The 26,198-nt window shown below is 66.2% G+C and carries 20 protein-coding genes; 6 read left to right on the top strand and 14 right to left on the bottom strand.

What is annotated here, in order from left to right:
• Window positions 1-32 precede the first annotated feature (32 nt).
• Window positions 33-902, bottom strand: coding sequence for an amino acid ABC transporter substrate-binding protein (locus tag XH93_RS00100; protein ID WP_246799452.1), 870 nt, complete (start codon window positions 900-902; stop codon window positions 33-35).
• Between the two features lie 172 nt (window positions 903-1,074).
• On the opposite strand from XH93_RS00100, the gene XH93_RS00095 reads away from it, so the two are divergent.
• Together XH93_RS00095 and XH93_RS00090 are read left to right on the top strand one after the other, a co-directional pair.
• Window positions 1,075-1,776 carry a GntR family transcriptional regulator gene (locus XH93_RS00095; protein WP_194471928.1) on the top strand — a complete coding sequence of 234 codons (702 nt, stop codon included), beginning with the start codon at window positions 1,075-1,077 and terminating at the stop codon, window positions 1,774-1,776.
• Between the two features lie 50 nt (window positions 1,777-1,826).
• A complete protein-coding gene (locus tag XH93_RS00090) occupies window positions 1,827-3,203 on the top strand; it encodes an FAD-binding oxidoreductase (protein ID WP_194471927.1) in 1,377 nt (458 codons plus the stop codon).
• Between the two features lie 514 nt (window positions 3,204-3,717).
• Here XH93_RS00090 and XH93_RS00085 read toward each other — a convergent pair.
• The 4 genes from XH93_RS00085 to XH93_RS00070 form a co-directional block, all read right to left on the bottom strand.
• Window positions 3,718-5,916, bottom strand: a complete 2,199-nt coding sequence (locus tag XH93_RS00085; protein WP_139479431.1) for an SLC26A/SulP transporter family protein — start codon at window positions 5,914-5,916, stop codon at window positions 3,718-3,720.
• A 94-nt stretch (window positions 5,917-6,010) separates the two neighbouring features.
• The gene (locus tag XH93_RS00080; protein ID WP_194471926.1) at window positions 6,011-6,832 is read right to left on the bottom strand and encodes a crotonase/enoyl-CoA hydratase family protein; all 822 of its coding nucleotides are present in this window, start codon (window positions 6,830-6,832) and stop codon (window positions 6,011-6,013) included.
• A gap of 214 nt (window positions 6,833-7,046) precedes the next feature.
• A complete protein-coding gene (locus XH93_RS00075; RefSeq protein ID WP_194471925.1) occupies window positions 7,047-7,961 on the bottom strand; it encodes a phosphoribosylaminoimidazolesuccinocarboxamide synthase in 915 nt (304 codons plus the stop codon).
• A gap of 69 nt (window positions 7,962-8,030) precedes the next feature.
• On the bottom strand, window positions 8,031-8,948 hold the full coding sequence (locus tag XH93_RS00070) for a pirin family protein (RefSeq protein WP_139479324.1): 918 nt from the start codon (window positions 8,946-8,948) through the stop codon (window positions 8,031-8,033).
• Between the two features lie 179 nt (window positions 8,949-9,127).
• Between XH93_RS00070 and XH93_RS00065 the strand changes: the two genes are divergently transcribed.
• From XH93_RS00065 to XH93_RS00055, 3 genes are all read left to right on the top strand, one after another.
• Window positions 9,128-9,703: a GNAT family N-acetyltransferase gene (locus tag XH93_RS00065; protein WP_194471924.1), complete on the top strand. Its 576-nt coding sequence runs from the start codon at window positions 9,128-9,130 to the stop codon at window positions 9,701-9,703.
• 33 nt (window positions 9,704-9,736) lie between these two features.
• Window positions 9,737-10,831 carry a helix-turn-helix domain-containing protein gene (locus XH93_RS00060; RefSeq protein ID WP_194471923.1) on the top strand — a complete coding sequence of 365 codons (1,095 nt, stop codon included), beginning with the start codon at window positions 9,737-9,739 and terminating at the stop codon, window positions 10,829-10,831.
• Between the two features lie 315 nt (window positions 10,832-11,146).
• Window positions 11,147-12,574 (top strand): serine hydrolase, encoded by a 1,428-nt coding sequence (locus XH93_RS00055; RefSeq protein ID WP_194471922.1) that lies wholly within the window; start codon window positions 11,147-11,149, stop codon window positions 12,572-12,574.
• Between the two features lie 258 nt (window positions 12,575-12,832).
• Here XH93_RS00055 and XH93_RS00050 read toward each other — a convergent pair whose 3' ends face one another.
• Window positions 12,833-14,203 (bottom strand): MmgE/PrpD family protein, encoded by a 1,371-nt coding sequence (locus XH93_RS00050; RefSeq protein ID WP_194471921.1) that lies wholly within the window; start codon window positions 14,201-14,203, stop codon window positions 12,833-12,835.
• Between the two features lie 132 nt (window positions 14,204-14,335).
• Here XH93_RS00050 and XH93_RS00045 point away from each other — a divergent pair, with 132 nt between their 5' ends.
• A complete protein-coding gene (locus XH93_RS00045; protein ID WP_194471920.1) occupies window positions 14,336-15,475 on the top strand; it encodes an aromatic acid exporter family protein in 1,140 nt (379 codons plus the stop codon).
• A 133-nt stretch (window positions 15,476-15,608) separates the two neighbouring features.
• On the opposite strand, the gene XH93_RS00040 is transcribed toward XH93_RS00045, so the two are convergent.
• From XH93_RS00040 to dnaA, 8 genes are all read right to left on the bottom strand, one after another.
• Complete coding sequence (locus XH93_RS00040) at window positions 15,609-16,265, bottom strand: 2-hydroxychromene-2-carboxylate isomerase (RefSeq protein ID WP_194471919.1); 657 nt, start codon at window positions 16,263-16,265, stop codon at window positions 15,609-15,611.
• Between the two features lie 28 nt (window positions 16,266-16,293).
• Window positions 16,294-17,688 carry an MATE family efflux transporter gene (locus XH93_RS00035; protein ID WP_194471918.1) on the bottom strand — a complete coding sequence of 465 codons (1,395 nt, stop codon included), beginning with the start codon at window positions 17,686-17,688 and terminating at the stop codon, window positions 16,294-16,296.
• A gap of 171 nt (window positions 17,689-17,859) precedes the next feature.
• Window positions 17,860-19,152 (bottom strand): UDP-N-acetylglucosamine 1-carboxyvinyltransferase, encoded by a 1,293-nt coding sequence (gene murA, locus XH93_RS00030; RefSeq protein ID WP_139479317.1) that lies wholly within the window; start codon window positions 19,150-19,152, stop codon window positions 17,860-17,862.
• Between the two features lie 30 nt (window positions 19,153-19,182).
• Entirely contained in the window at window positions 19,183-21,618 is a 2,436-nt protein-coding gene (gene gyrB, locus XH93_RS00025; protein WP_194471917.1) for a DNA topoisomerase (ATP-hydrolyzing) subunit B, read from the bottom strand.
• Window positions 21,619-21,849: 231 nt separating this feature from the next.
• The gene (gene recF / locus XH93_RS00020; protein ID WP_194471916.1) at window positions 21,850-22,986 is read right to left on the bottom strand and encodes a DNA replication/repair protein RecF; all 1,137 of its coding nucleotides are present in this window, start codon (window positions 22,984-22,986) and stop codon (window positions 21,850-21,852) included.
• Window positions 22,987-23,033: 47 nt separating this feature from the next.
• A complete protein-coding gene (locus tag XH93_RS00015; protein WP_194471915.1) occupies window positions 23,034-23,321 on the bottom strand; it encodes a GIY-YIG nuclease family protein in 288 nt (95 codons plus the stop codon).
• A 52-nt stretch (window positions 23,322-23,373) separates the two neighbouring features.
• Window positions 23,374-24,492: a DNA polymerase III subunit beta gene (dnaN, locus tag XH93_RS00010; RefSeq protein WP_139479314.1), complete on the bottom strand. Its 1,119-nt coding sequence runs from the start codon at window positions 24,490-24,492 to the stop codon at window positions 23,374-23,376.
• A gap of 275 nt (window positions 24,493-24,767) precedes the next feature.
• Complete coding sequence (gene dnaA / locus XH93_RS00005; RefSeq protein WP_139479313.1) at window positions 24,768-26,198, bottom strand: chromosomal replication initiator protein DnaA; 1,431 nt, start codon at window positions 26,196-26,198, stop codon at window positions 24,768-24,770.

The raw sequence follows: 26,198 nt of genomic DNA, 5'->3' as shown, positions 1-26,198 counted from the left end.
CCTAACTTCATCGCGCTCTAATCGACTCGCCGTCACACGCCCTTGTCGTTGGGGTTGGCGACCGCATCCTTCAGCGGCGCGGTCATCGGGAAATTCAGGTTCACGTTCTTCGGCGGAATCGGCCGCGTGAACCACTTTGCGTAGAGCTCCTGGAATTCGTTGTTCGTCATCATCGCGACCAGCGTCTTGTCGACCAGCGCCTTGAACTCACCATCGCCCTTGCGGATGATCAGCCCGTAGGGCTCGGTGCGCAGGCTGTCGTCGATGATGCGCCAGTCGGCCGGATTGGCGCTGTTCGCGATCAGGCTGGCGAGCAGGATGTCGTCCATCACGAAGGCGTCGCTGCGTCCGGTGGTCAGCGCCAGGAACGAGGCGCCGTGATCCGGGGTCAGCATGTTCTTGGTCTGAAAATTCTTCTCCTGGGCGCGCGCCGTCAGCAGGCCGATCGAGGTCGAGCCCGAGGTCAGCGACACCGCCCGGCCGTTCATGTCCTCAAACGTCTTGATCGGCCCATCCTTGCGCACCGCGGCGCGGATGCTCGAGACGAAGATCGTGTTGCTGAACGCCACCACCTTCTGCCGCTCCAGCGTGTTGGTGGCGGGGCCGCAGACGATGTCGATGGTGCCGTTCTCGATCAGCGGGATCTGGGTCGAGAGCTGGATCGGCTGCAATTTGGTTTGCAGCGACGGCAGCTTGAGCTCGCGCTTCACCGCATCGACGATCCGGCCGCAAAGGTCCATCGCGAAGCCGACCGGCTTCTGGTTGTCGTCGAGATAGGAGAACGGCACCGAGACGTCGCGGTGCCCGAGCCTGATCTCGCCGCTATCCCTGATCTTGGCCAGGGTGCCGCCGGGCGACTGGGCGTAGGCCGGCGCGGACATCGTGGTTGCGAAAAGTGCCAAGTAAATCAATCGGTTGGCGGCTTGCCTCATCGCGCGCTCCTTGATGCCGGCGGTGTTGGATACGAAAACGTGAGATTTTATACACAGCATTGCATAATCGGCAAATAAATTTTATACAATCGTGCTGTGCTCGGATATCCTTGCCGGGTCACGCAGCGAGAGGGGGAGCCGGATGGGACCTGGAACCGCCGCCAGCAATCGAGCCGCCGGACCTCACGGTTCCGCACCGGACACCGTGCGCGAGGCTCTGCGGGCTGCAATCAGCTCGGGCGAACTCGCGCCCGGTATCCAGCTACGGCAGGACGAACTCGCCGAGCGGTTCGGGACCAGCCGCATCCCGGTGCGCGAGGCGTTGCGGCAGCTCGAGGCCGAGGGTTTTGTCACGATCCTGCCCAACCGCGGCGCTGTCGTCTCCGATCTCTCGATCGACGAGGTGATCGAGCTGCTCGAGATCCGCATCGCGCTCGAATGCCATGCGCTGCGGCTGGCGATCCCCGCGATGGGCGAGCTCGATCTCGACGGAGCCACCAAGATTCTCCGTGCCTATGACGCGGAGCCCGATCCGGCGAAATGGGGCGCCTTCAACTGGACGTTCCACGCCACGCTCTACGCGCCATGCAATCGTCCGCGCCTGCTCGCGATGATCGAGGCGAATTACGGCCATGTCAGCCGCTTCACGCGGGCGCTGGTGTCGCAGGCGACCGGCAAGGAGCGTCCGCAGCGCGAGCATTACCGGCTGCTCGAACTGTGCCGCGAGGGCGAGGTGAAGAAGGCAGTCCGGCTGCTGCGCCAGCATATCGAGGAGACGCAGAAGACGCTGCGCTCGGCACAGCGTCAGGCGGAGCGCGAGCCGGGCCCGCCGGGCGCCGCCTGATCGATGCTCGCGAGAATCGAATCTATGCAGGCCTTGATCCCCGCAGGAGTATGCGCGTGAAGAGCAATGACGTCGAAATCCTGGTGATCGGTGCCGGCATCGTCGGCATCGCCACGGCCTATTACCTTGCTGTCCAGCACAAGCGGTCGCGTCTCTTGATCGTCGACGAGGGCCAGCCGATGGCGCTGACCTCGGCGCAGTCGGGCGAGAACTACCGCAACTGGTGGCCGCATCCGACCATGGCCGACTTCACCAATCACTCCACCGACCTGATGGAAGAGATCGCGCGCCGCAGCGACAACCGCATTCACATGACGCGGCGCGGCTATCTGCTGGTCACGCGCGATGAGAGGCCGGAAGAACTGCTGCAGCAATTGCACGCCGGCTACGGCGCGTCGGCCGCAAAGCTGATCCGCCTGCATGAAGGCACAAGCCGCGGCTATGTGCCGCCGTTGTCGGCGGACTGGCAGACCGCGCCTGACGGCGTCGATGTGCTGCTCGGGCGCGACCTGATCCAGGCGCATTACCCGGCCTTCGACAAGGAGGTCGCGACCGCGCTGCACATCCGCAGGGCCGGCGATATCAGCGGCCAGCAGCTCGGCCAGTACATGCTGGAGACGATGCGGCCGCTTGGCGCGCAGTTCCAGCAGGCCAAAGTCGTTGGCATCGCGAAGGCAGATCGCTTCAATGTCGACGTGCTGGCCGATGGCACGCGGCAAACCATCACCGCCGACATCATCGTCAACGCCGCGGGGCCGTTTGCCGCGCAGGTCGCGGCGCTGCATGGCGAACGGCTGCCGATCGTCAACAATCTGCAGCAGAAGATCGCGTTCGCCGATCGCAACCGCGCCGTCGATCGCAAAATGCCGTTCGCGATCGATCTCGACGGCCAGACGCTGGCCTGGACCGACGACGAGCGCGAGGCACTGGCGGCGGCGCCCGAGTTCGCGCGCCTGCTGCAGCCGATGCCGGGCGGCATCCATTGCCGCCCCGACGGCGGCGACCACGGCGAATGGATCAAGCTCGGCTGGGCCTTCAACACGGAGACGACGACCGAACCGGTGCGCGAGCCCGAACTGAATCCCTATTTCCCCGAAGTCGTGCTGCGCGCGGCGAGCCGGCTGCAGCCACAGCTCGCGCACTATCTCGGCGCGCTGCCGCGCGACCGCGTGCATTACGGCGGCTACTATCCGATGACAAAAGAAAACTGGCCGCTGATCGGCGCGGCCAAGACGCCGGGTGTGTTCCTGGCAACAGCGCTGTCCGGCTACGGCACGATGGGCGCCTGCGCCGCCGGCGATCTCTGCGCCCGCGCTGTGGTCGGCGCGGAAGCGCCGGCGTTCGCCCGCAGCCTGTCGCTGGCGCGCTACGACGACAAGGCGTTGATGGCCGAGCTCGAAGCGACCGCGAGCCGCGGCTTGCTCTAATCCTCGTAGCCCGGATGCAGCCGGGCTACGGTCTTCTCCTTCCCCCTGCAAGGGGGAAGGTCGGGATGGGGGTCAGCCACGAGCGACGCTCTCTCCGGAGAGAGCAGATCCCCACCCGCTTTGCTCTGGCGAGCAAAGCGACCTCCCCTTTTCAAGGGGAGGTTGGCGCACGTCGCCTGGATGAAGCGCAGCGAAATCCGGGGACCGCCGCCGCCGCGCGCAAGAACCCCGGATATCGCTTCGCTCATCCGGGCTGCGCAGCTGGAGGCGCACTGTTTCGGAATAATAAAAGAATACCCCTGACTTGCCCGACGCGTCAAGCGGCTGTGTCGACCGCCGGCCGCCGCCGGCTACTTTGCATGGGGTTGTTTTTCGGCATTTTGGTAGGAGGCAACCGCGAGCCGCGGGTTGCTGTTATCCTCGTAGCCCGGATGAAGCGAAGCGAAATCCGGGGCAAGCCTGCCCGCATGCAAGAATCCCGGATTATGCTTCGCTCCATCCGGGCTACGCATAGTCACCGCCGCAACACCGCGATCGTGCGGTTGGCGAAGGCGAGGCGCTCGGCCATCACGGACACAAAATAGGTCAGCAGCTTCTGGCCGAGCTGGGGATCTTCGGTCTTGATCGCGTCGAACTGGTGGGCGTTCAGCACATAGAGCACGCTCGCCACCTCGGCCTGGATGGTGGCGCTGCGCGGGCTGCGCGAGACCAGGCCCATCTCGCCGATCGTGGTGTAACGGCCGAGGCTGCGCACTCGCGTGGTGCGTCCGTCATCGGCCGGCACCATGACGCCGACGCGGCCGTCGAGGATGAAGTGCATGGAATCCGCAGGGTCGCCGGCGCGCACGATGACCTCGTCGGTCGCGACCTCGATGCGCTGGCAACGGCGGATCAGTTCGTCGGCGCTGTGCTCGCTTTCGAGGATCCGCGTGAACCAGCTGCGCAGGTCGGCCTGCTCCTGTGCCAGATCCTGATGCTGCGAAATGATCCCGTTCTCGCACCATTCCAGCGCATGATCCAGTTCATCGATCACTGTGACGCCTGCCGTGATGAAGTCGCTGGAGCGCAGCGCCTTCTCGGCGGTCGCCGACAGATGCACCAGCACCAGCTCGACGCCGACCTCCTGCGCGCTGCGCTTGATCTGGGCAAAACTGTAGGCTGCCGATGAATCGACGCCGGTGACGAGCTTGAAGTCGAACAGCAAATAGCGGCACTCGGGATTTTGCTGCAGCAGCTCCTTGACGTGCTGGTAGAGCCGGTTGGCCGAGCCGAAGAACAGGTAGCTCTGCAGGGTCATGCCGCGGATCTTGCCGCCGTGCGCCAGCAGCGTGTCCTGGTCGTCGCGCGAGCGATCGAGCGAGCTGCGATATTCGGAGCCGTCGAAGCTGAACTTGATCGCCTCGATCCGCGACGCCGAGAGCGCGAAGGTCGCGCAGCCGATGATGACGCCGATCAGGATGCCGGGAACGAAGCCCCAGATCACGATGATGACGATGATCGCGAGCAGCGACAGATATTCCGTCACCGACAGCCGCCGGCGTGACTCGATGATCCATTTGTGCAGCTGGTCGGCGCCGAGATAGAGCAAGAGGCCGCCGAGCACGAATTTCGGGATGAAGCCGAGCAGCTGCGGCGCGATCGCCAGCATCAGCAGCGCAGCCGCGGCGGCGGTCAGGCCCGACAGGCGGCCGCGCCCGCCGGTCGAGAAATTGAGCACGGTGCGGCTGATCGAGATGCAGCCGGCATAGGCGGCCATCGCGCCGGCCAGGATATTGGCCAGGCCGGTGACGTTGAGCTCGCGCTCCAGGTCGGCTTCGCGGTGCACCGCAACCTCGACGCCGGTGGTGTTGAACAGCGTCGAGGCGGCGGTGACGAACACCACGGCGACGAGGTGGCCGAGCAAATCCGGAACCACGAACCACGGAAAGCGCGCGAGCTCATCGGCGTGCCAGGGCAGCGTCAGGGTCGCTGACGGCGGCGGCTCGAAGGTCCAGCCCAGCATCCGGGTCTCCTCGGCCGTGAGGCCGGTGATCCAGAACGTCAGATGCGCGACGATCACGCCGCCGATCAGGATGATCGGCAGCCCGAACGGGGTTCGCGAGCGGTGCCAGGTCAGGTACAGCACCAGCGCCATGGCGCCGGCCGCGCCCAATTCGGAGAGGGTGATGAAATTCGCGAAGGAGGGCAGCGTTTCGAGCCGCAGCGGATACCCGGTGATGACCCGGATCGCACCCAGCACGATCAAGAGCCCGGTCGCGCCGAGGAACCCGCCGACCACGGGATAGGGCACGTAACGGATCGCACGGCCCATCCGCGTCAGCCCGAGGCCGCACATCACGAAGCCGGTGACCATCGTCGACAGGCCGAGCGTGATCAATACCGGCGCGAGCAGCGGCGCCGACGGATCGACCGCGATCATGCGCTCGACCAGCGAGGCCGCCAGGATGCCCATCACGGCGGCGGTCGAGCTGTCGGGGCCGGCAATCGCAAACGGCATCGAGCTGCCGAGCGCGATGACGGCCGCGAGCAGCGCCGAGCTGATGAACGTCGCCGCCACGCCGTAGGACAAATAGGGCGTCAGCGGGCCGGCGAAGACCAGCAGGGCGTAGGACAGGCCGAACGTGATGCTGAGGACGCTCGCCGCGCTTCCGCCGAGCACATCATTGATGGCCCGCCGCGTCCGCGAGCCGAAATAAAGCGACCGACTGATCACGAAATCAGTGCCCTGAAAATTCTGTTGCCAGTCGTAAACGACCGCGGCACTGCACGACAACAGGAATCTTGCGGCAAGAATCTTGAGAACGGCCTCAGCCGTGCCCGCCCTCGTTGCCGAACGCGCCGTGACGGCCGGCGCCCGACGCAAACCGCGTCGCACCCGACAGCGTCTCACCCGAGGCGATCACCTCGAGGCCGCCGCGCATCTCGTTCCGGATCGCGTCCTCCTCCTCGAGGTCCCATTGCCGCAGCGCGGAAAGGCGGTCGGCGCGCATGCAGTTTTGCGGGAAGCGCGCGATGTCCCTGGCCAGCGCGATGGCGTGGGCGCGCGCCTCGCCCTTCGGCACCAGGCGGTTGGCAAGCCCCATGCGATGGGCTTCGGGGCCTGTGACCGGACGCCCGGTCAGGATCAGGTCGATGGCCTGCGAATGTCCGATCAGCCGCGGCAGGCGGATGGTGCCGAGATCGATCAGCGGCACGCCGAAACGGCGGCAGAACACGCCGAAGGTCGCATCCTCGGCGACCACGCGCATGTCGGCCCACAGCGCGAGCTCCATGCCGCCGGCGACCGCAAAGCCCTCGATCGCGGCGATCACGGGTTTTGACAGCCGCAGCCGGCTCGGCCCCATCGGCGCGATGGTGTTGTGGCCGCCAAGCTCGCGCTTCTTGTTGGGATCGCCGGCCGCCACCGCCTTTAGGTCGGCGCCGGCGCAGAAATAGCCACCGGTGCCGGTGAACACGGCGACCGATGCGTCGGCATCCGCATCGAAGGTGAGAAACGCATCATACAGTTTGTGCGCGGTGGCGCCATCGACGGCGTTGCGGCAATGCGGACGGTTGATGGAGACGATGGTGATCGGGCCATCGCGCTCGACGAGCACGGCATCGGCTTCGGACGCTGCGGCTTCAGACATGGGGCGCTCCCTGGGCTCTTGTTCTGCCAGGAGAGTGGCACTACTGACGATGCGCAGGCAATCCCGCCCCGTCATCCTGAGGTGCGAGCCTTGCAGCGCAATTGCGCTGCTGGGCGAGCCTCGAAGGATGCACGGCCACCAGCCGGTCCGATTCATCCTTCGAGGCTCGCCGAAGCGGCTCGCACCTCAGGATGACGGCGACGAGATAACGCCGCTAAACTTTCAGCTCCGTCCCGGTCACGCGGCGATATGCCTCAAGATACCGCTTGCTGGTGGCATCGACCACGCTGGCGGGCAGCGGCGGGGCGGGGGCGTCGCCGTTCCAGCGGCCGGCGCGGCGCTCGGCGTCGAGATAGTCGCGCAGCGGCTGCTTGTCGAAACTCGGCTGCGGTTGGCCTGGCTTGTAGGCATCGACCGCCCAGAACCGCGAGGAGTCCGGCGTCATCACCTCATCAATCAGGATGATGCGGCCGTCCTTGTCGCGCCCGAACTCGAACTTTGTGTCGGCGATGATGATGCCGCGGGCGCGGCTGGTCTGCTCGCCATAGCCATAGACATCGCGCGCCATCTTCTCCAGCGTCGCCGCGACTTCGGCGCCGACGATCTCGCGCACCCGCGCAACCGTGATGTTCTCGTCATGGCCGGCCTCGGCCTTGGTCGCCGGGCTGAAGATCGCGGGCTCGAGTTTCTGGCTCTCGACCAGGCCCGCAGCCAGCTTCTCGCCGGCGAGCGTGCCCTCGGCCGCGTACTCCTTCCACGCCGAGCCGGAGATGTAGCCGCGGATCACGCATTCGATCGGGAATACTTCTGTGCGCTTGCACAGCATCGCGCGGCCCACAATGTCGGCGCGATGATCTTTCAGCGCCGGCACGGCGCGGATGATCTCGTCGGCGTCGGCGCTGATCATGTGATGCGGCACGGTAGATTCGAGCTGCCGGAACCACCAGGCGCTGATTTGCGTGAGCACCGCGCCCTTCATCGGGATGGTCTCCGCCATGACAACGTCGAACGCCGAGATGCGGTCGGTGGTCAGCAGCAGCACGCGGTCGTCGCCGACGGCATAGATATCGCGCACCTTGCCGCTGCCGATCTTGGGCAAAGGCAGGTCGCTGGTTCGCATGGCGGTCATGGCTTGGTCTCTCAAAAGCGGCGCGCCCGCGCGGGAGGCGCGGGCGCCAAAACTATCACACGAAATAGCTCACTCCGGCAGGGGAATGAACTCGTGCTCGTGCGGAACCTGGGCGAAACGCCCGGTTTTCCAGTCCTGTTTGGCCTGCTCGATCCGCTCCTTCGAGGAGGAGACGAAATTCCACCAGATGTGGCGCGGCCCTTCCAGCGCGTCGCCGCCGAGAAACATCATGCGGGTCGGCCGCACCGTCTTCACGGTGATGCGGTCGCCGGGCCGGAAGATCAGGAGCCGCGGCCCCTCGTAGCGCTCGTTCGCGATCTCGACCTCGCCGTCGACGAGATAGATCGCGCGCTCCTCGTGGTCGGGGTCGAGCGGGAGGCTGGTAGCGGCCTGCGCGGTGACCTCGGTGTAGAACCACGGCGACACCATGCTGACCGGCGAGGTGATGCCGAACGCCGAGCCGGCGATGACGCGCGCGGTGAAATCGCGCTCGGAGATCATCGGCAGGTCGCCGGCGGCATAATGCTGGAACGACGGCGCGATCTCTTCCTTGCCGGCGGGCAGCGCGATCCAGCTCTGCAGCCCCAGCATCTTCTGGCCGTCGCGGCGCTGCACGTCGGGGGTGCGCTCGGAATGCGCGATGCCGCGGCCCGCGGTCATCAGGTTCATCGCGCCGGGCTGGATCTCCTGGATGTTGCCCTCGCTGTCGCGGTGCATGATGCTGCCGTCAAACAGATAGGTGACGGTGGCGAGCCCGATATGCGGATGCGGCCGCACGTCCATGCCCTTGCCGGCGAGATACTGCACCGGACCAAAGTGATCGAAGAAGATGAAGGGGCCGACCATCTGCCGCTTGCCATGCGGCAGCGCGCGCCGCACCGCAAAGCCGTCGCCGAGATCGCGCGTGCGCGGCACGATGATCAGCTCCAGCGCGTCGCAGGTGCGGGGATCGCCGAGTTCGGGATCGGTCGAGGGTTGCCAGCTCATGGAAGGTCTCCTTGCTTGTTGCGGCGATCATACTCTCTACTTGTCGTCTCGGCCAAGCCAACGGGTCGGCGCGAAGCGCCGCCCGATGACAGGCTCCGCGCGAGCAGGAACGACGGTGTGCTTGCGGCACTGGCGTGCATCGGATGATAGCGGCATAATTCCGGAAACTGGGGCGAGCCATGGTTTCTCTGTTCAAGCCCGGCGCAAAGCTGCTGTGGGTCGGTGGTCCCGTGATTGAGACCGCGCGGCTGATCCTGCGGCCGTGGCGCGCCTCCGACGTCGCCGACAACACCAGAATGCTGTCGGATCCGGAGACCGCGCGCTTCATCACGCCGGATCATCAGCCGATCACCTCGGAGCTGAAGGGCTGGCGCAACGCCGCCGTGATCTCCGGCCATTGGGCGCTGCATGGGTTCGGCATGTTTGCGGTCGAGGAAAAATCTTCCGGCCGCTATATCGGCCGTGTCGGGCCGTATTATCCACCTGAATGGCCCGGGTTCGAGGTCGGCTGGGGCATTGCCAAAGAATGCCGCGGCCGGGGCTATGCGGTGGAAGCCGCGCGCGCCGCGATCGATTTCGTGTTCGCCAATTTCACCGTCGACCGCATCATCCATTGCATCGATCCGGCCAACGTCGCCTCGCAGGCGGTGGCGCGGCGGCTCGGCGCCGTGAACGAAGGTCCCGGCAAGCTCGAAGGCGATACTGTCGATATATGGGTGACGACGCGGCAGCGCTGGTGCGGCGATCCGTCTTGAAAAATTTTCGCTGACCGACGATTGTTCGGCCCGATGACCTTGGCTGCAACCGAACTTTGCCTGCGCAGCGCCGCCGTGACGCTGCTGCTGGTGCTTGCGGCCTCGATGTTCGCGGATTTCCGCAAGCTGCCGGCCGGGCGGCTCGTGATCGCCTTCGCGCTCGGTGCGGCCGCGCATGCGGTGACCGCGTCGATCGGCGCGGGGGCGCCGGTCCCGGCCTGGCAAGCGCCGCTGATCGCGCTATCGACCGGGGCTATCGTGGTGTTTTGGCTGTTCACCCGCGCGCTGTTTGATGAGGCCTTCAAGCTGCGCTGGTGGCACGGCCTGATCTGGGCCGCGGTCGTGGCCTACAGCTTCGTCAATTGCACGTGGATTGCACCCGCCGGTCACGCGCGGATCGCGATCATCATGGTCAATTCGCTCACACTCGTCTTTATCGCGCTTGCGGTGGGGCAGACCATCACGTCGTGGTCGGCCGATCTGGTCGAGCGTCGCCGCCGTGTCCGCGTCTTCATCGTCGCCGCGTCTGCGCTGTACGGCGGAATGAACGCATTGCTGCAGATTGCCTATGCCGGCAGCCGCGTGACGGTGGAATGGGCCAATTTGCTGAACGTGGCCGTGCTCACCGCCATCGTCGCCGCGATCACCTGGGCGATGATGCGCGTCGACGGCACCGACCTGTTTACCGTGCCGGCCGAGGCCGTCGTGCTGGTCAAACCGGTTGCGGCCGAGGAGGCGGCGGACCAAAAATTGGTCGACGCCCTGATACGGCTGATGGCGGACGAGCGCATCTACCGCCACGACAACATCACCATCGGCACGCTGGCGACCCGGCTGAAGATTCCCGAATACCGGCTGCGGCGACTGATCAACCAGCGGCTCGGCTATCGCAACTTCAACGTCTTCCTCAACAACCACCGCATCGAGGAAGCCAAGGCCGCGCTCGCCGATCCCGCGCAGGCCGAAGTTCCCGTCATCACCATCGCCATGGACGCCGGCTTCCAGTCGCTCGGTCCCTTCAACCGCGCCTTCAAGGCGACCACCGGCGTGACCCCGACGGAGTACCGGCGGCGGCGTGAGGGACGCACTGGCGGCAGGGTTCCCTCCCCCCTTGCGGGGGAGGGTTAGGGAGAGGGGTGCCACATGGCGTGCTCTTTCAATTGCGTTTTGATCACGCGCGCGACTTGAGGAGGCGGCGTTCACATCGATCATTTCGCCCGGGGCTTACCCCTCTCCCCAACCCTCCCCCGCAAGGGGGGAGGGAGCCCGAGCGATGTGCTCACCTCACTCGCGACGTTAGCCACTGTAATCGCAACGCAATTCCAAAATCGGCGAGCTCGCGCCGGTATTCGACCAGCCGAATTTCCAAATCCGGCGAGCATCTCCGCGCCCTCCACGTCTTCCTCCCAGCCATGCGCCCATTGCGCCAATCCGGAGGACCCTGTGACCCGTCGAAAGCTCATTCTCATCCTTGCCGCCACCACCGCATCCGGGGCGCTCGCGCTCTCGGTCGCTCGTGCCCATGACGTGCCGAAGGTCGCAACCGGCTTTGTCGCCAACATCATCTGCTCGGAAACCTTCGTCAGCGGGCTCGAACCGGCGCGGATTTTCTCCGAGACGACCGAAGCGATGCCGGGGGTCGGCCTGATCACCTGGGCGATGGACTATCAGGTCGACCGTGCGCGCAAGGATGTGACCGTGACGCTGTTCGGCCTCGGCCGCAGCCATGCCGTCTATCGCGAGGGGCTCGGCTGCATGCTCGATCATGGCACGGCGCCGGCCGATGGTTCGCTGCCGAAGGCGACGCCGCAGCCGGCGCTGCTGCCCGAGATCGCCGGACCATCGATCGTCGCGCCGCAGAGCCCGCAACTCGCCTTAGCGCTCGACCGCGCCTTTGCCGAGCCGGCGCAGGCGCCGTTCCGCCGCACCCGCGCAATCGTCGTGCTGAAAGACGGCCGCGTCGTCGCCGAGCGTTACGCCGATGGGATCGGCATCGACACGCCGCTGCTCGGCTTCTCCGCGACCAAATCGGTGATCTCGGCGCTAACAGGAATTCTGGTGCGCGACGGCAAGCTCACGGTCGATCAGCCGGTGCCGATCGCGGCGTGGCAAAACCCCGACGATCCGCACCATGCCATCACCGTCGATCATTTGCTGCGTCACACCGCAGGGCTCGCACTCGGCAGCTCGCTGGAGGCCTCGCTGGCCTCAGTGCTCGAACCGGTGAACCGGATGAAATTCATGGAGCCGGACATGGCGGCGTTCGCCGAAAGCTCGCCGCTGGAGAGCGCGCCCGGCCGCAACTGGAATTACAACGACGGCAATTTCGCCGTGCTGTCGCATCTGATCCGCGACGCGGCCGGCGGGCACGCCGCCGATGTGATGCGCTTCGCGCGCCGCGAATTGTTCGATCCGCTCGGCATGCGCAGCGTCGTGATCGAATTCGATGCCGCGGGAACGCCGGAAGGATCGAGCCAGATGCTGGCGAGCGCGCGTGACTGGGCGCGGTTCGGCCAGCTCTATCTCAACGACGGCATCGCCGGCGGCAGGCGCATCCTCCCCGAAGGCTGGGTGAAGTATTCGGCGTCGCCGACGCCGAACGCCTGGGTCGGCTACGGCGCCGGCTTCTGGACCAATCTCGGCGACAGTTTTGGCGCCCGCCATCGCGTCGAACACGGCTGGCCGCGTGATGCGTTCTACGCCAAGGGCACGATCGGGCAGTACGTGATCATGGTGCCGTCGCACCGCCTCGTCATCGTCCGCCTCGGCCGCTCGCCCAACGCGCCGCCGCAGGCCGACGGCGTGTTCGACCTGGTCCGCGACGTCGTCGCCGCGACGTCCGGCAGCGCGAAGCTCGCGGGCGGGGATTGAGGGTGTCGGGCTTTCTCGGTGTCGCGCGTTAGGGACGCACCAGCGGAAGGGTTCCCTCCCCCCTTGCGGGGGGAGGGTTAGGGAGAGGGGCACCACGCGACGCGCTCTCTCCATGGCAGTCGCAACGAAGCGCGGAATTGCAAGAGCAGCGCTCCAAACGATCGCCTCGCCCGGGGCTTACCCCTCTCCCCAACCCTCCCCCGCAAGGGGGGAGGGAGCCTGACCAGCGGCTCGCCTCACGTGGCTATGTGGTGACGTCTACTGCCGCCCGAGCTGCGTTGCCTGCTCCACGCGATCGAAGCGCTCCAGCGTCAGGATCGCGTCCGCGAGCTGGTCGGCGCGCTTGTCGAGCACCGGGCGGGCCAGTGTCAGAAATTTCTGCTGCATCGCCTGCGCGTCGGGGAACGAGGTCGGCTCGCCCGACGGGTCGGCGTAGAGGCGCTCATGGGTGCCGTCGTCGGTGGTGATGGAGACGCGGGCGCCGAACGGATGGGTGCGGCCGACCTCGAGGCGGTCGTCCTGCACCACGTCGAACTTGTCGGCGAGCGCGTCGATCGCGGCATCGCCGAGACGGTCGTAATCGTCCCAGCCGAAGCGGCCCTGGTCGAGCGCGATCGCGCCGGTGAAGAACATCGAGAACTGGCCGCCGACCACCGAGGTCGGGTGCCGCTTGGTGGCGGCGTCGCCGGTCAAGGTGATGCCGTTGCGATGCAGGCCGATCTCGACCTTCTTGATCTGGTCCGGCGTCAGATTGTGCTCGCGCCGCATCGCGATCAGCGCGTCGATCGCGGCATGGGTGTAGCGGCAGCTCGGATACGGTTTTACGCCGATCTTCATGGTCTCGTAGGTATTGCCGAGCCCGGCCACCGCCTTGTCGGGATGCGCATCGTCACTGTAGCCGGCCAAAAGGCCATGCTTGCCCTCGACCGCCTCGGTCGAGCCGACGAAGTCGTTGCGCGCCAGGGTCGCGGCGATCACGCCGTTCATCGCGGCGGCGCCGACCTGGTAGCGCTTGTTCCAGGCGCCGTTGACCAGAAACTGCAGCGAGCCCGCGGCCTGGCTGCCGGAGACGCCGAAGGCGGAGACGAGCTGCGCCTGCGAGAGGCCGAACAGCTTGCCCGCCGCCGCGGCCGCGCCGTAGGTGCCGGCGGTGGCGGTCGGGTGGAAGCCGCGGGCGTAATGCGAGGTCGGGTCGAGCGCGTTGCCGAGCCGGCAGCACACCTCGTAGCCAGCGACGATCGCGGTCAAGACGTCACGGCCGGAGGCGCCGACCATTTCGCCGACCGCGAAGGCGGCCGGAACCACCGGCGCGCTCGGATGCAGCGAGGAATCGGCATGGGTGTCGTCGAAATCGAGGGAATGGCCGAGCGCGCCGTTGAGCAGCGCGGCGACCGCCGGCGTCCAGGTCTTGGTGTCGCCGAACACGGTGGCCTCGCCCTTGCCGTCCAGCGCCAGCGCTTCCAGCATCTTCATCAGCGAGGGCGTCGATTCCGCGTCGCGGCGGGCGCGGATCGTGCTGCCCAGGAAATCCAGCGTCAGCACCTTGGCCCGCTCCAGCACCTCCGGCGGGATGTCCTGATATTTCAGGTTGGCGACATAGGCGGCGAGCGTTGCGGTTTCGTGGGCCATCGTGTTTCCTCAATTTTGCGGCGCAGGGTAGGCGGGCGGATCAGGTGTTTCAAGCCGCCTTGCCGCCGCGGGCAGCAGCCATGCTCCACGCTATCTAACATGGGCCTTTCGATTGATTCCGGATCACGCTGCATGAGCACCTTCGCAAAACGCATGTTCGACCAGCTTTGGACGCGCAAGACTCAATTGGCGCTGGCGGTCCGGATCGCGTCCGCGGGCGTCGTCGCCTACACGATCGCGGTGGCGCTGCATCTGATGCTGCCGCTCTGGGCGGTGCTGACCTCGCTGATCGTGACGCAGATGAGCGTCGGCCGCTCGCTGAAGGCGAGCCGCGACTACATGCTCGGCACCATCGGCGGCGCCATCTATGGCGGCGCGATCGCGGTGCTGATCCCGCATTCCGGCGAGGGCAGCCTGCTTGCCCTGCTGGTGCTGGCGATCGTACCGCTGGCCTTCATCGCCGCGCTCAATCCCAGCCTCAACTCGGCGACGGTGACGGCGGTGATCGTGCTGTTGCTGCCGACCATGCATCATTCCAACCCGCTGGACTCGGCGATCGACCGCGTGCTCGAGGTCACCGTCGGCGCGCTCACCGGGCTGGCGATCTCGTTCCTGGTGCTGCCGTCGCGCGCGGTGAGCCAGATCCGGGTCAACGCGTCAAAACTGCTGGAGCTGCTGTCGGCGGCGTTCGCCGAGCTGCTTGCCGGGCTGACACGGGGGTTGGACAACGACGCCCTGCACCGGATTCAGGATGGCATCGGTACGGCGGTGACCAACCTGCACGCGATGGGCCTCGAGGCCGAGCGCGAGCGTTCCATGCATCTGTCGTCGGGGCCGGACACCGGTCCGCTGCTGCGCACGATCCAACGCCTGCGCCATGACGTCGTGATGATCGGGCGCGCCTGCGTCGTGCCGCTGCCGGCCGATATTCAGGCCAGGCTGGCGCGGCCACTGGCCGACGTCAGCACCGCGATCGTCAGCTATATGATGGCGGTCGCGACCGCGCTTCGCGCCGGCAGCGGTCCGGCCGACATGGCGCCGGTCGACGCCGCGCTGCACGCCTATAGCGAGGAGGTCGCCGCGGTCCGGAGGGACGGCCTGATCCGCGGCCTGCCGGTCGATGCGGCCGAGCGGTTCTACGCGCTCGGCTTCTCGCTGGACCAGATGCGGCAGAATCTGAACGATCTCAAACGCTGCCATGGCAATTGGTGCATGAACGCCGAGGTTTTGGAGAAGATCGTCAAGGATACGCCGGAGAAGACCGCGGCATGAATGCGCGCTAAAGCGCGATGAGATTAGGTTGAATCATCTTCGCGCTTTAGCTCTTTGTTTGAGCATGATCTCCACGCAAACGCTTCGCGCTTGTCGCGAGGGAAAACCGCTTCACACTTTTCCGGATCATGCCCTATGCCTCGCGGCGCGTCAGGCCTCGGCTCTCCATGCGCCAGATCAGCAGGTCGATCCGGTCCTGACCGAAGAACGGTTCGTTCTCGAACACGAAGGTCGGCACGCCCCAATGGCCGGATGCGGCGTGCGCTTCCTCGTTGCCCTTGATGACCTGCTCGTAGCTGTCGGGGTCGGCGGCAACGGCCGCATCCATCGCGGCGAGATCGAAGCCGGCGTCGGTCGCGGCCCGCGCAAGCTGATCGCCTTCATTCCAGCCCTTCACCGAACCGTCCCACAGCACGCGGCTGATCGCGGCGGTGAACGAGAGCGAACGGCCCTCGCGCTGCGCGGCGGCGCCGAGCCGGGTCAGGCGATGGATGTAGGGCTGGTGCTCCGCGACATCGAGCGTCGTCATGTCCTGCACGATCGGATCAGGGCGCGGAAAGCGGAACGGGATGTTGTCGTGCTGGGCGACGCGGCGGGAATCGAGCACGACATAGCGGGCGAATTGCGGATTGGTCTGCTTGAAGAAGCCGGGCACCCGCACCGCCAGCGGATAGACCGGCCGCAGGTTCACCGCGACGTCGTAGTCCGCAACCATCTTCAGCGTCTTCGGCAGCGCCAGATAGCTGTAAGGGCTGCGGAACGAGAAGAACAGATCGACCGACAATGTCATGGCCCGGCCCTCCTCCGCCCCGCGGCGATCAGGCCGCCATCCTGCTTGCCAGCAGGCGGAAGCGCAAGATCAGCAAGGTCGCGTAGACCGCGGTCCCGAGCGACAGCCCGATCCAGACCCCGGCGGCGCCGAGCCTGATCCAGAACGCGAGCGCGCAGGCCGACGCAAAGCCGATCAACCAGTAGCTGATGGTGGCGAACAACAGCGGGACCTGGGTGTCGTTCATGCCGCGCAACGCGCCCGCGGTGGTGGTCTGGACGCCGTCGGCGATGAAGAAGGTCGCGCCGATCATCAGCAGTGCCGCGGTGAGCTGCGCCGTGGTGTCGCTGGCCTCGCCAAGGAACAGTTCGGCGATCTCGAACCGGGCCAGGATCACCGCAAGCGTCATCACGCTCATGAAGATGCCGCTGAGCGCGACCGCGACATAGCCGGCGCGGCGCACCTGGTCCGGGTCGCGGCGGCCGACCGCCTGGCCGACCCGCACGGTCGCGGCCATGCTGATGCCGAACGGCACCATGAACAAGATCGCCGCGATCTGCAGCGCGATCTGATGCGCGGCCAGCGCCGTGGTGCTGATCAGGCCCATCAACAGACCGGCGGCGCCGAACAGGCCGTATTCGAGCAAGAAGGACAGCGAGATCGGGGCGCCGACCGCGACCAGCTTGCCCATCAGCGGCCAGTCGATGCGCCAGACCCGGCTGAACACGTGATACTTGCGGAACGGGCGGCGGCGCGCCGCAAACCAGACGCCGGCGAGGAAGGTGCCGAGATTGACCAGCGTCGTCGCAAGGCCGGCGCCGAACATGCCGAGCTCGGGCATGCCCCATTTGCCATACAGCAGCAGATAGACCAGCAGCGCATTGGCCGGGATCGCCGCCAGCGTGATCCACAGCACCGGCTCGGGGCGGTTGACCGCGCTCATGAAGCCGCGCAGCGCGATGAACCACAGCGCCGGCAGGATGCCCCAGCCGAGCCCGGACAGATATTGCTGCGCCAGATGCGCGGTGGCCGGGGTCTGGCCGAGCGCGAGCAGGATGCGCTCGCCATGGAACGGCAGCGCCATCAGCGGCAGCACCATAAAGAAGCCGGCCCACAGCCCGACCCGCAGCGCGCGCCGCATCATATGCGGGTTGCGCGCGCCAAACGCCTGCGCGGCCAATGGCGAGACCGCGGACATCATGCCCATGCCGATGGTGAAGCTGACGAAATACACGGTGTGCGCCAGCGCCGCCGCGGCGACGCTCTCGCTGCCGAGCCGGCCGATGAAGGCGAGGTCGGTCGTCATCATCGCGATCTGCCCGAGCTGCGTCAGCGCCAGCGGCACGGCGAGCTTCAGCGTTTCCGCAAGCTCGGCCGTGAGCAGATTGCGAGAGACGGCGACGGCCGCAGGCGCGGCCGGTTCAACCTTGTCGATGCAGGTCATGCGGGAACGCTTAGCACGTCAACCGGGTCAAAAGCTTGGCCAAAAGCACGGCCAGGCTGCCGCAGGGGACCAGAGCGTTTTCGAGCGAAGTGGATACCGGTTCGCGTGAAGAAAACGCGTCAGAACAGGAATCTAGAGCTCCGTTCCGATTTGATCGGAACGGAAATAGCTCTAGGATCGTGCGGGTATCCGGGTGATCTTGGCGCCGAGCCCGTTCAGCCGCTCCTCGATCCGCTCATAGCCACGCTCGATCTGGTCGGCGTTGTTGATGGTGGAGGTGCCCTCGGCGCAGACCGCCGCCAGCAGCATGGCCATGCCGGCGCGGATGTCGGGCGAGGTCATCGGCGCGCCGCGCAGCCGGCTCGGGCCGGCGACGATCGCGCGGTGCGGGTCGCACAGCACGATGCGGCCGCCCATCGCGATCAGCTTGTCGACGAAGAACATGCGCGACTCGAACATCTTCTCGTGCATCAGGATGACGCCGTCGCACTGCGTCGCGGTGACGATCGCAATCGACATCAAATCGGCCGGGAAGGCCGGCCAGGGCTGGTCCTCGAGCTTCGGCACGTGGCCGCCGAAATCGTCGTGGATCTTCATGGTCTGGTTCGACGGCACGACGAGATCGTCGCCCTCGACGCCGCAGACGATGCCGAGCCGTTCAAACCCCATCCGGATCGAGCGCAGGTGCTCGACGCCGGCGCGCGCGATGCGCAGCGGCGAGCGGGTCACCGCGGCAAGCCCGATCAGCGAACCCACCTCGATATGGTCGGGCTGGATCGCATAGCTCGCGCCGCCCAGCGTCGCCGGGCCGTGCACGATGATGGTGTTGGTGCCGACGCCCTCGATCGTGGCGCCAAGCGCGACCAGGAAATTCGCCAGGTCCTGGACATGCGGCTCAGAGGCCGCATTGCGCAGATAAGTGGTGCCGCGGGCGGCAACCGCCGCCACCAGCGCATTCTCGGTCGCGGTGACGCTGGGCTCGTCGAGGAACACGTCGGCGCCCTTCAGGCGCGAGGCGCGGAACTCGAGCCGGTGGGTCGCGGTGACGGTGGCACCGAGCTGCTCGAAGGCCAGAAAGTGGGTATCGAGCCGGCGGCGGCCGATTACGTCGCCGCCGGGCGGCGGCAGCGCGACCTCGCCGCAGCGGGCGAGCAGGGGGCCGGCGAGCAGGATCGAGGCGCGGATGCGCGCGCAAAGGTCCGGATCGAGATCGGCGGCGCGGATTTCCTTGGCGTGGATCGCAAGCGTGTTGCGCTCGGTCCATTCCGCCGAGGCGCCGACCGAGCGGCACAGCTCGACCAGGGTCTCGGTGTCGCGGATCCGCGGCACGTTGGTCAGCGTGACCGGGTGCTCGGTCAACAGCGCTGCGGCGATGATCGGCAGCGCCGAATTCTTGTTGCCGGACGGCTCGATGGTGCCGGAAAGCCGGCGGCCACCTTCTACGATGTACTGGATCGGCGCCACGCGGAAACAGGCCCCATGTTGGATGTCGATTTAGATGTCGATCGTGGCGCTCAGCGAGTGTTCTTGGATGAAGTCGCGGCGCGGTTCTACCACGTCGCCCATCAGTTTGGTGAAGATATCGTCGGCCTCGTCGACCTCCTTGACCTTCACCTGCAGCAGCGAGCGCGCGTCCTTATCCAGCGTGGTCTGCCAAAGCTGCTCCGGGTTCATCTCGCCGAGACCTTTATAGCGCTGCAAGGTGACGCCCTTGCGGGCCGCGTCGGTCACGGCCTCGAACAGGTCGACCGGGCCATAGATGACCGTCTCGCTGTCCTTGCGGCGAAGCTTGCCTGCCTTCGCATAAACTTCCTGCAGCTTCGTGGCGTATTCGTCGAGCTTGCGTGCATCCGCCGAGCCAAGCAGCGCGTCGTCGATAACAGCCACTTCCTTGACGCCGCGTACGGTGCGCTCGAACTGGAACCCGTGACCCTCGATGAAGTCGCCGATCCAGCCGCGCTCGACTTCTTCAGCCAATGCGTCCAGCCGCATGGCGATATAGCCGGCGGCCGATTTGGCGACCTCGAGATCGCCGGTGATCTTGGGATTGAGCACGCCGGCAATCGCGGCCTGCTCGATCACAGTGCGATTGTAGCGACTGTGCAGATTGCGCAGCACCGAGCGGATGACGCGGGCGTCTTCGACCAACGACAGCAGGTCGCGGCCCGAGCGGTCCTCGCCGGATGCCGGCCTGAACACGCATTCGTCGAGCCCGGTCGAGATCAGATAGTTCTCGAGCGCGCGCTCGTCCTTCAGGTACTGCTCGGACTTGCCGCGCGCGACCTTATAGAGCGGCGGTTGGGCGATGTAGAGGTAGCCGCCATCGATGATTTCGCGCATCTGGCGGTAGAAGAAGGTCAGCAGCAGCGTGCGGATATGGGCGCCGTCGACGTCGGCGTCCGTCATCACGATGATCTTGTGATAGCGCAGCTTGTCGACCGAGAAGTCGTCGCTGATGCCGGTGCCGAGCGCGGTGATCAGCGTACCGATCTGCTCGCTCGACAGCATCTTGTCGGGGCGGACCCGCTCGACGTTGAGTATCTTGCCGCGCAACGGCAGCACCGCCTGGAACTCGCGGTTGCGGCCCTGCTTGGCGCTGCCGCCGGCCGAGTCGCCCTCGACGATGAACAGTTCGGATTTCGCCGGGTCCTTCTCCTGGCAATCGGCAAGCTTGCCGGGCAGCGAGGAGACGCTGAGCGGGCTCTTGCGGGTCAGCTCGCGCGCCTTGCGCGCCGCTTCACGGGCCGCGGCCGCCTGGATCACCTTGCCGACGATCTCCTTGGCTTCCTTCGGATTCTCCTCGAACCAGGCGGCGAGCGCCTCGTTGAGGACGTTCTCGACCACCGGGCGCACTTCGGAGGACACCAGCTTGTCCTTGGTCTGCGACGAGAATTTCGGATCGGGCACCTTCACCGACAGCACGGCGGTGAGGCCTTCGCGGCAGTCGTCGCCGGTCAGCGCGATCTTTTCCTTCTTGGCGTTGGCCTCGGCATAGCCGTTGACCTGGCGCGTCAGCGCGCCGCGGAAGCCGGCCAGATGAGTGCCGCCGTCACGCTGCGGGATGTTGTTGGTGAAGCACAGCACGTTCTCGTGGTAGCTGTCGTTCCACCACAGCGCGGCTTCAACGCCGATGCCGTTGGCCTCCGAGCGCACCATGATCGGCGCCGGCACGATCGCCTTCTTGTTGCGGTCGAGATACTTGACGAATTCCTCGACGCCGCCGGAATAGTGCATCTCCTCGCGCTTCTCGACCGCGTGGCGCATGTCGGAGAGCACGATGTTGACGCCGGAATTGAGGAAGGCGAGCTCGCGCAGCCGGTGCTCCAGCGTCGCGAAGTCATATTCGACGTTCTTGAAGGTCTCGACCGCGGCGTGGAAGGTGACCTCGGTGCCGCGCTTGCCCGGCGCCTCGCCGACCACCCGAAGCGGTGCGACGGCATCGCCATGGGCGAACTCGATGTAGTGCTCCTTGCCGTCGCGCCAGATGCGCAGTTCCAGCTTGGAGGACAGTGCGTTGACGACGGAGACGCCGACGCCGTGCAGACCGCCGGACACCTTGTAGGAGTTCTGGTCGAATTTTCCGCCGGCGTGGAGCTGGGTCATGATGACCTCGGCGGCCGAGATGCCTTCGCCCTTGTGGATGTCGACCGGAATGCCGCGGCCGTCGTCGTACACCGTGACGGAATTGTCGGCGTTGAGCGTGACCAGGACGCGGCTGGCATGGCCCGCCAAGGCCTCGTCGATCGCGTTGTCGACGACCTCGTAGACCATGTGGTGCAGGCCGGAACCGTCGTCGGTATCGCCGATATACATGCCCGGCCGCTTGCGCACGGCGTCGAGGCCCTTCAGCACCCGGATCGATTCCGCGCCGTATTCGACCGGAATGGGATGCTCGGATTCGGCAGGTGTCTGCCGGGCAGGTTCTGTCATATGAGGCCTTCGAGGATGTCCCGAATCAGCTGCGCAATATCAGGCGCTGATTACGCTATTTGTGCCATGAAAGAGGAGTTGCGCCTAGCGCAAAGTCTGTCTCCACAAACTATTGAAGACATAGGATTTTTTAGCACTTTTTCAAGGCCTTTGAGGGTCGATTCAGGAGGCCTCGAAAAGCTCGATTCGGAGGCGGATTCGCGGCCGTTTTGCAGGCCGATTTTGCGTTCCTCAGCGGCGCCCTGTGATCCGTCCGGATTCGACGTCGAAGAGCTCACCGCTAGGGCCGATATCGACAAAGGCCAAGGGATCGGCGCCGGTCATCCAGACCTGCGCGCCGAGCTTTGCCAGCTCGTCGAACAACGCCTTGCGCCGGTTCGGATCGAGATGCGCGACGACCTCGTCGAGCAGCAGCAGCGGCACGATGCCGGTCATCTCCGCGACCATCGTCGCATGTGCCAGCACCAGCCCGATCAAGAGCGCCTTCTGCTCGCCGGTCGAGGCATCGCGTGCGGGCATGTTCTTCGGCGCGTAGACCACCTGCAGATCGGTCAGATGCGGGCCGTCCAGCGTGCGCCCGGCGGCGGCGTCGCGCGGGCGGCTCGCGCGCAGGATCTCGCGATAGCGGTCCTCGACCGCGGTTGCGGGCTCCTGCAGCAGTGCATTTTCCATCCAGCCGTCGAGCGCGATCTCGGCGGAGGGAAACGCCGACGCCGCGCCACGCGCGCGCAGCATCACAGCAAGCTTGGCGGCGGTCTGGCCGCGCGAGGCCGCCACCGCGACGGCAAGCTCCGCGGTTTCGCGCTCGATCGCGTCACACCAATGATCGTCATAGTTGCGCACCTCGAGCAGCCGGTTGCGCGAGCGCAGCGAGCGCTCCAGCGCCGAGACGCGGCTGGAATGCTCGGAATCGATCGCCAGCACCAGGCGGTCGAAGAAGCGCCGCCGCTCGGAGGCCGCGCCCATGAACAGGCCGTCCATCGCCGGCGTCAGCCATACGATGCGCAGATGGTCGCCGAACGCGGTCGCCGAGCCGACCGGCTCGCGGTCGATGCGGCAGCGCCGTGTGCTTCCGGCGTCGCCGGTCGGCGCGTCGATGCCGGTGCCGAGCGTGGCGAGGCCGAGCGCGCCCTCGACCTCCGCCGACACCGCCCAGGAGCCGTCGCCCTGGTTGTCGGCGATGTCCTCCAGCGTCGCGCGGCGCAGCCCGCGCCCCGGCGACAGGAATGATATCGCCTCCAGGCAATTGGTCTTGCCGGCACCGTTCGGCCCGACCAGCACCACCATGTCACCCGCGACCTGCAGCGTCGCCGCCCGATAATTGCGGAAATGCGTCAGCGACAGGCGGTGAATGCGGGACGGGGTCATGGTTCCTTGTCATTGCCGGGCTTGACCCGGCAATCCATCGTCCGCGGTCAGCGGACAATCTCGTCATATAGGTCGCGCCACTCGGGATTGCCGGCAACGATCAGGTCAATTTTCCACTCGCGTGACCAATGCTTGATGTTCTTCTCGCGTTGGAGTGCCGCAGCGATCGTTTCATGGGCTTCGAAATAGACCAGAGTCTTGACGCCGTAACGCTTGGTGAAGCTTTCGGCCAGTCCCTCTCGATGCTCGTAAACGCGACGTATGAGATTATTGGTCACGCCGACATAGAGGGTTCCACCGGGCTTGCTGGCGAGGATGTACACCCAATAGGTCATTTCATTTTGATGGATGGCCGGGTCAAGCCCGGCCATGACGAGGGAAAAGAAGCTACACCCGCATCGGCATCAGCACATACAGCGCGCCCTTGTTGTCCTTGTCCTGCACCAGCGTCGGCGAGCCGGGGTCGGCGAGCTTCAGCACCGCGACTTCGCCCTCGATCTGGGCGGCGATGTCGAGCAGGTAGCGCGAGTTGAAGCCGATATCGAGCGCGTCGGAGGCGTATTCGACCTCGAGCTCCTCGGTGGCGCTGCCGGAATCCGGGTTGGTGACCGAGAGCACCAGCTTGCCGGAGGACAGCGCGAGCTTGACCGCGCGGCCGCGCTCGGAGGAGATGGTCGAAACGCGGTCGACGGCGGCCTCAAAGTCCTTCTTGTCGACCACCAGCTCCTTGTCGTTGTTCTGCGGGATGACGCGGCCGTAGTCCGGGAAGGTGCCGTCGATCAGCTTTGAGGTCAGCACCACATTGCCGAGCGAAAAGCGGATCTTGCCCTGCGACAGCTCGATCGAGATCTCGGCTTCGCCATCCTCGATCAGCCGCTGCACCTCGCCGACGGTCTTGCGCGGCACGATCACGCCGGGCATGCCGGCCGCGCCCTTGGGCAGCACGAGATCGATCTGCGCTAGGCGGTGGCCGTCGGTGGCGACGCCGCGCAAGGTCGCGGCCTTGGCGGTGCCGGCGGAGTGCAGATAGATGCCGTTGAGGTAGTAGCGGGTCTCCTCGGTCGAGATCGCGAACTGGGTGCGGTCGATCAGCCGCTTGATGTCGGCGGCCGGCAGCGCGAACGAATGCGTCATGTCGCCGGCAGCGAGATCCGGGAAGTCGCTCTCCGGCAGCGTCTGCAGCGTGAAGCGCGAGCGGCCGGCCTTGACCGCGAGCACCGAGCGGTCGCCGTCGGCCTCCAGCACGATCTGCGAGCCGTCCGGTAGCTTGCGGACAATGTCGTAGAACATGTGCGCCGGCACGGTGGTCGAGCCGGCGGTTCCGGTCTCCGCGGCCAGCGTTTCCGTCACCTCGAGGTCGAGGTCGGTCGCCTTCAAGGACAATTGGCTGCCTTCGGCGCGGATCAAGACGTTGCCGAGGATCGGGATGGTGTTGCGGCGCTCGACCACGCGATGGACGTGACCCAGCGATTTCAGGAGTTGCGCGCGCTCGACGGTGACCTTCATTGCAATACCCGCCAGATCCCTCAGATGGAGAAGCCGGGCGGCCGTTCACGGCAGCACCGCGGCATTTGAAACCCGAAAAGCCGGATCAATGTCGGATTTGATCAAACCCACGGGGGGACCGCAAGGTGGCGCGGATGGCGGGCCGGCGCAAGGGAGACGCGAGCGAAACGGCGCCCGTTCCCCACGTTTTGGGCCGGAAATAGCGTCGCCCTCCCCCGGCGAAGGGGAGGGCGAGCAAATGAGGCAGCCTTAACGCGCCGGCTTGGCGCGGCGCGTTATTCCTGCAGCTGGCGCTTCAGCGATTCGACCTCTTCCGAGAGCGCCGTGTCCTTGGCGACCAGTGCCTCAATCTTGCGCACGGCGTGCAGCACCGTGGTGTGGTCGCGGCCGCCGAAGCGCCGGCCGATCTCCGGCAGCGAGCGCAGGGTCAGCGTCTTGGCCAGATACATCGCAACCTGGCGCGGGCGCACCACGTTGGCGGTGCGGCGGGACGACAGCAGGTCGGAGCGGCTGACATTATACTGCCGGGCCACCACGCGCTGGATGTCCTCGATCTTGATCCGCTTCGGCTCCTGCGGGCGGATCAGGTCGCGCACCTCGCGCTCGGCCATCTCCAGCGTCACCGGCTGGTTGTTGAGCTTGGAGTGCGCCAGCAGGCGATTGATCGCGCCTTCGAGATCGCGGCCGTTATGGGTGATGGTGCGGGCGAGATAGTCCAGCACCTCTTCCGGCACGTCGAAGCTCGCATGGTGGACGCGGGCCGCGGCGACGCGCGATTTCAAAATGCCGAGCCGCAGTTCCTCGCCGAGCGATCCCATCTCGACCACGAGGCCGCCGGCCAGCCGCGAGCGCACGCGGTCGTCGAGGCTTTCGAGGTCGGACGGCGGGCGGTCGGCGGCGATCACGACCTGCCGCCCGGCATCGATCAGCGCGTTCAGCGTGTGGCAGAACTCGGCCTGGGTCGACTTGCCCTGCAGGAACTGCAAATCGTCGATGACAAGCACGTCGATGCCGCGCAGCGCCTCCTTGAAGGCCAGCGCCGTCTGGGTCTTCAGCGCGGCGACGAAGCCGTACATGAACTTTTCCGCGGTGAGGTACAGCACCTTGCGCTCGCTGCCGGAATTGCCGGCCCAGGTCACCGCCTGCAGCAGATGGGTTTTGCCGAGGCCGACGCCGGCATGGATGTAGAGCGGGTTGAACATCACGGGATCGCCGCGGCGTCCTTCGGCGACCTGGCGCGCGGCGGCATGCGCCAGCGTGTTGGAACGGCCGACGACGAAGCTCGCGAAGGTCAGGCGCGGATCGAGCGGTGAGCCGCCGAGCGCGTCATGGCTCGCCGACACCGGCGCGGTCGCAACCGAGCGCAGCTCGGGCGCGGGGCGGCCGTCGGTGCGCTCGACACGGCGCACCTCGACCGGTGCCGCCGCTTCCTTCACCGGCACTGCGGCGCGGATCGCGGAACGCACGGTGAGGTCGATACGATGCACTTCGGGCATCTCGGCCTGCCAGCAGGTGAGCACGCGATCGGCGTAGTGCGCCTGGATCCAGCTCTTCAGAAACCGGGTTGGAACCGACAGGTGCACGCTCTCGTCGTGCACGCTCTCCAGATCCATCCGCGCGAACCAGCTGGTGTAGACGTCCTCGCCAACGCTCGTCCGCAACCGTCCCTTCACCCGCGACCAGCGATCCTGTTCCGTATTGTTCAT

Origin of the sequence: Bradyrhizobium sp. CCBAU 51753 (assembly GCF_015291565.1) — a bacterium.
Taxonomy (GTDB): Bacteria; Pseudomonadota; Alphaproteobacteria; order Rhizobiales; family Xanthobacteraceae; genus Bradyrhizobium; species Bradyrhizobium ivorense.
The sequence above is the reverse complement of the archived record's forward strand: the minus strand, read 5'-3'. Positions and strand labels throughout refer to the sequence as shown.

Bases quoted from the DNA above. Each gene is read 5' to 3' on its own strand.
- XH93_RS00095 (WP_194471928.1), top strand. From the start codon at position 1,075: ATGGGACCTGGAACCGCCGCCAGCAATCGAGCCGCCGGACCTCACGGT.
- XH93_RS00090 (WP_194471927.1), top strand. From the start codon at position 1,827: ATGCGCGTGAAGAGCAATGACGTCGAAATCCTGGTGATCGGTGCCGGC.
- XH93_RS00080 (WP_194471926.1), bottom strand. From the start codon at position 6,832: ATGTCTGAAGCCGCAGCGTCCGAAGCCGATGCCGTGCTCGTCGAGCGC.
- XH93_RS00075 (WP_194471925.1), bottom strand. From the start codon at position 7,961: ATGACCGCCATGCGAACCAGCGACCTGCCTTTGCCCAAGATCGGCAGC.
- XH93_RS00070 (WP_139479324.1), bottom strand. From the start codon at position 8,948: ATGAGCTGGCAACCCTCGACCGATCCCGAACTCGGCGATCCCCGCACC.
- XH93_RS00065 (WP_194471924.1), top strand. From the start codon at position 9,128: ATGGTTTCTCTGTTCAAGCCCGGCGCAAAGCTGCTGTGGGTCGGTGGT.
- XH93_RS00060 (WP_194471923.1), top strand. From the start codon at position 9,737: ATGACCTTGGCTGCAACCGAACTTTGCCTGCGCAGCGCCGCCGTGACG.
- XH93_RS00050 (WP_194471921.1), bottom strand. From the start codon at position 14,203: ATGGCCCACGAAACCGCAACGCTCGCCGCCTATGTCGCCAACCTGAAA.
- XH93_RS00045 (WP_194471920.1), top strand. From the start codon at position 14,336: ATGAGCACCTTCGCAAAACGCATGTTCGACCAGCTTTGGACGCGCAAG.
- XH93_RS00040 (WP_194471919.1), bottom strand. From the start codon at position 16,265: ATGACATTGTCGGTCGATCTGTTCTTCTCGTTCCGCAGCCCTTACAGC.
- XH93_RS00035 (WP_194471918.1), bottom strand. From the start codon at position 17,688: ATGACCTGCATCGACAAGGTTGAACCGGCCGCGCCTGCGGCCGTCGCC.
- gyrB (WP_194471917.1), bottom strand. From the start codon at position 21,618: ATGACAGAACCTGCCCGGCAGACACCTGCCGAATCCGAGCATCCCATT.
- recF (WP_194471916.1), bottom strand. From the start codon at position 22,986: ATGACCCCGTCCCGCATTCACCGCCTGTCGCTGACGCATTTCCGCAAT.
- XH93_RS00015 (WP_194471915.1), bottom strand. From the start codon at position 23,321: ATGACCTATTGGGTGTACATCCTCGCCAGCAAGCCCGGTGGAACCCTC.
- dnaN (WP_139479314.1), bottom strand. From the start codon at position 24,492: ATGAAGGTCACCGTCGAGCGCGCGCAACTCCTGAAATCGCTGGGTCAC.
- dnaA (WP_139479313.1), bottom strand. From the start codon at position 26,198: ATGAACAATACGGAACAGGATCGCTGGTCGCGGGTGAAGGGACGGTTG.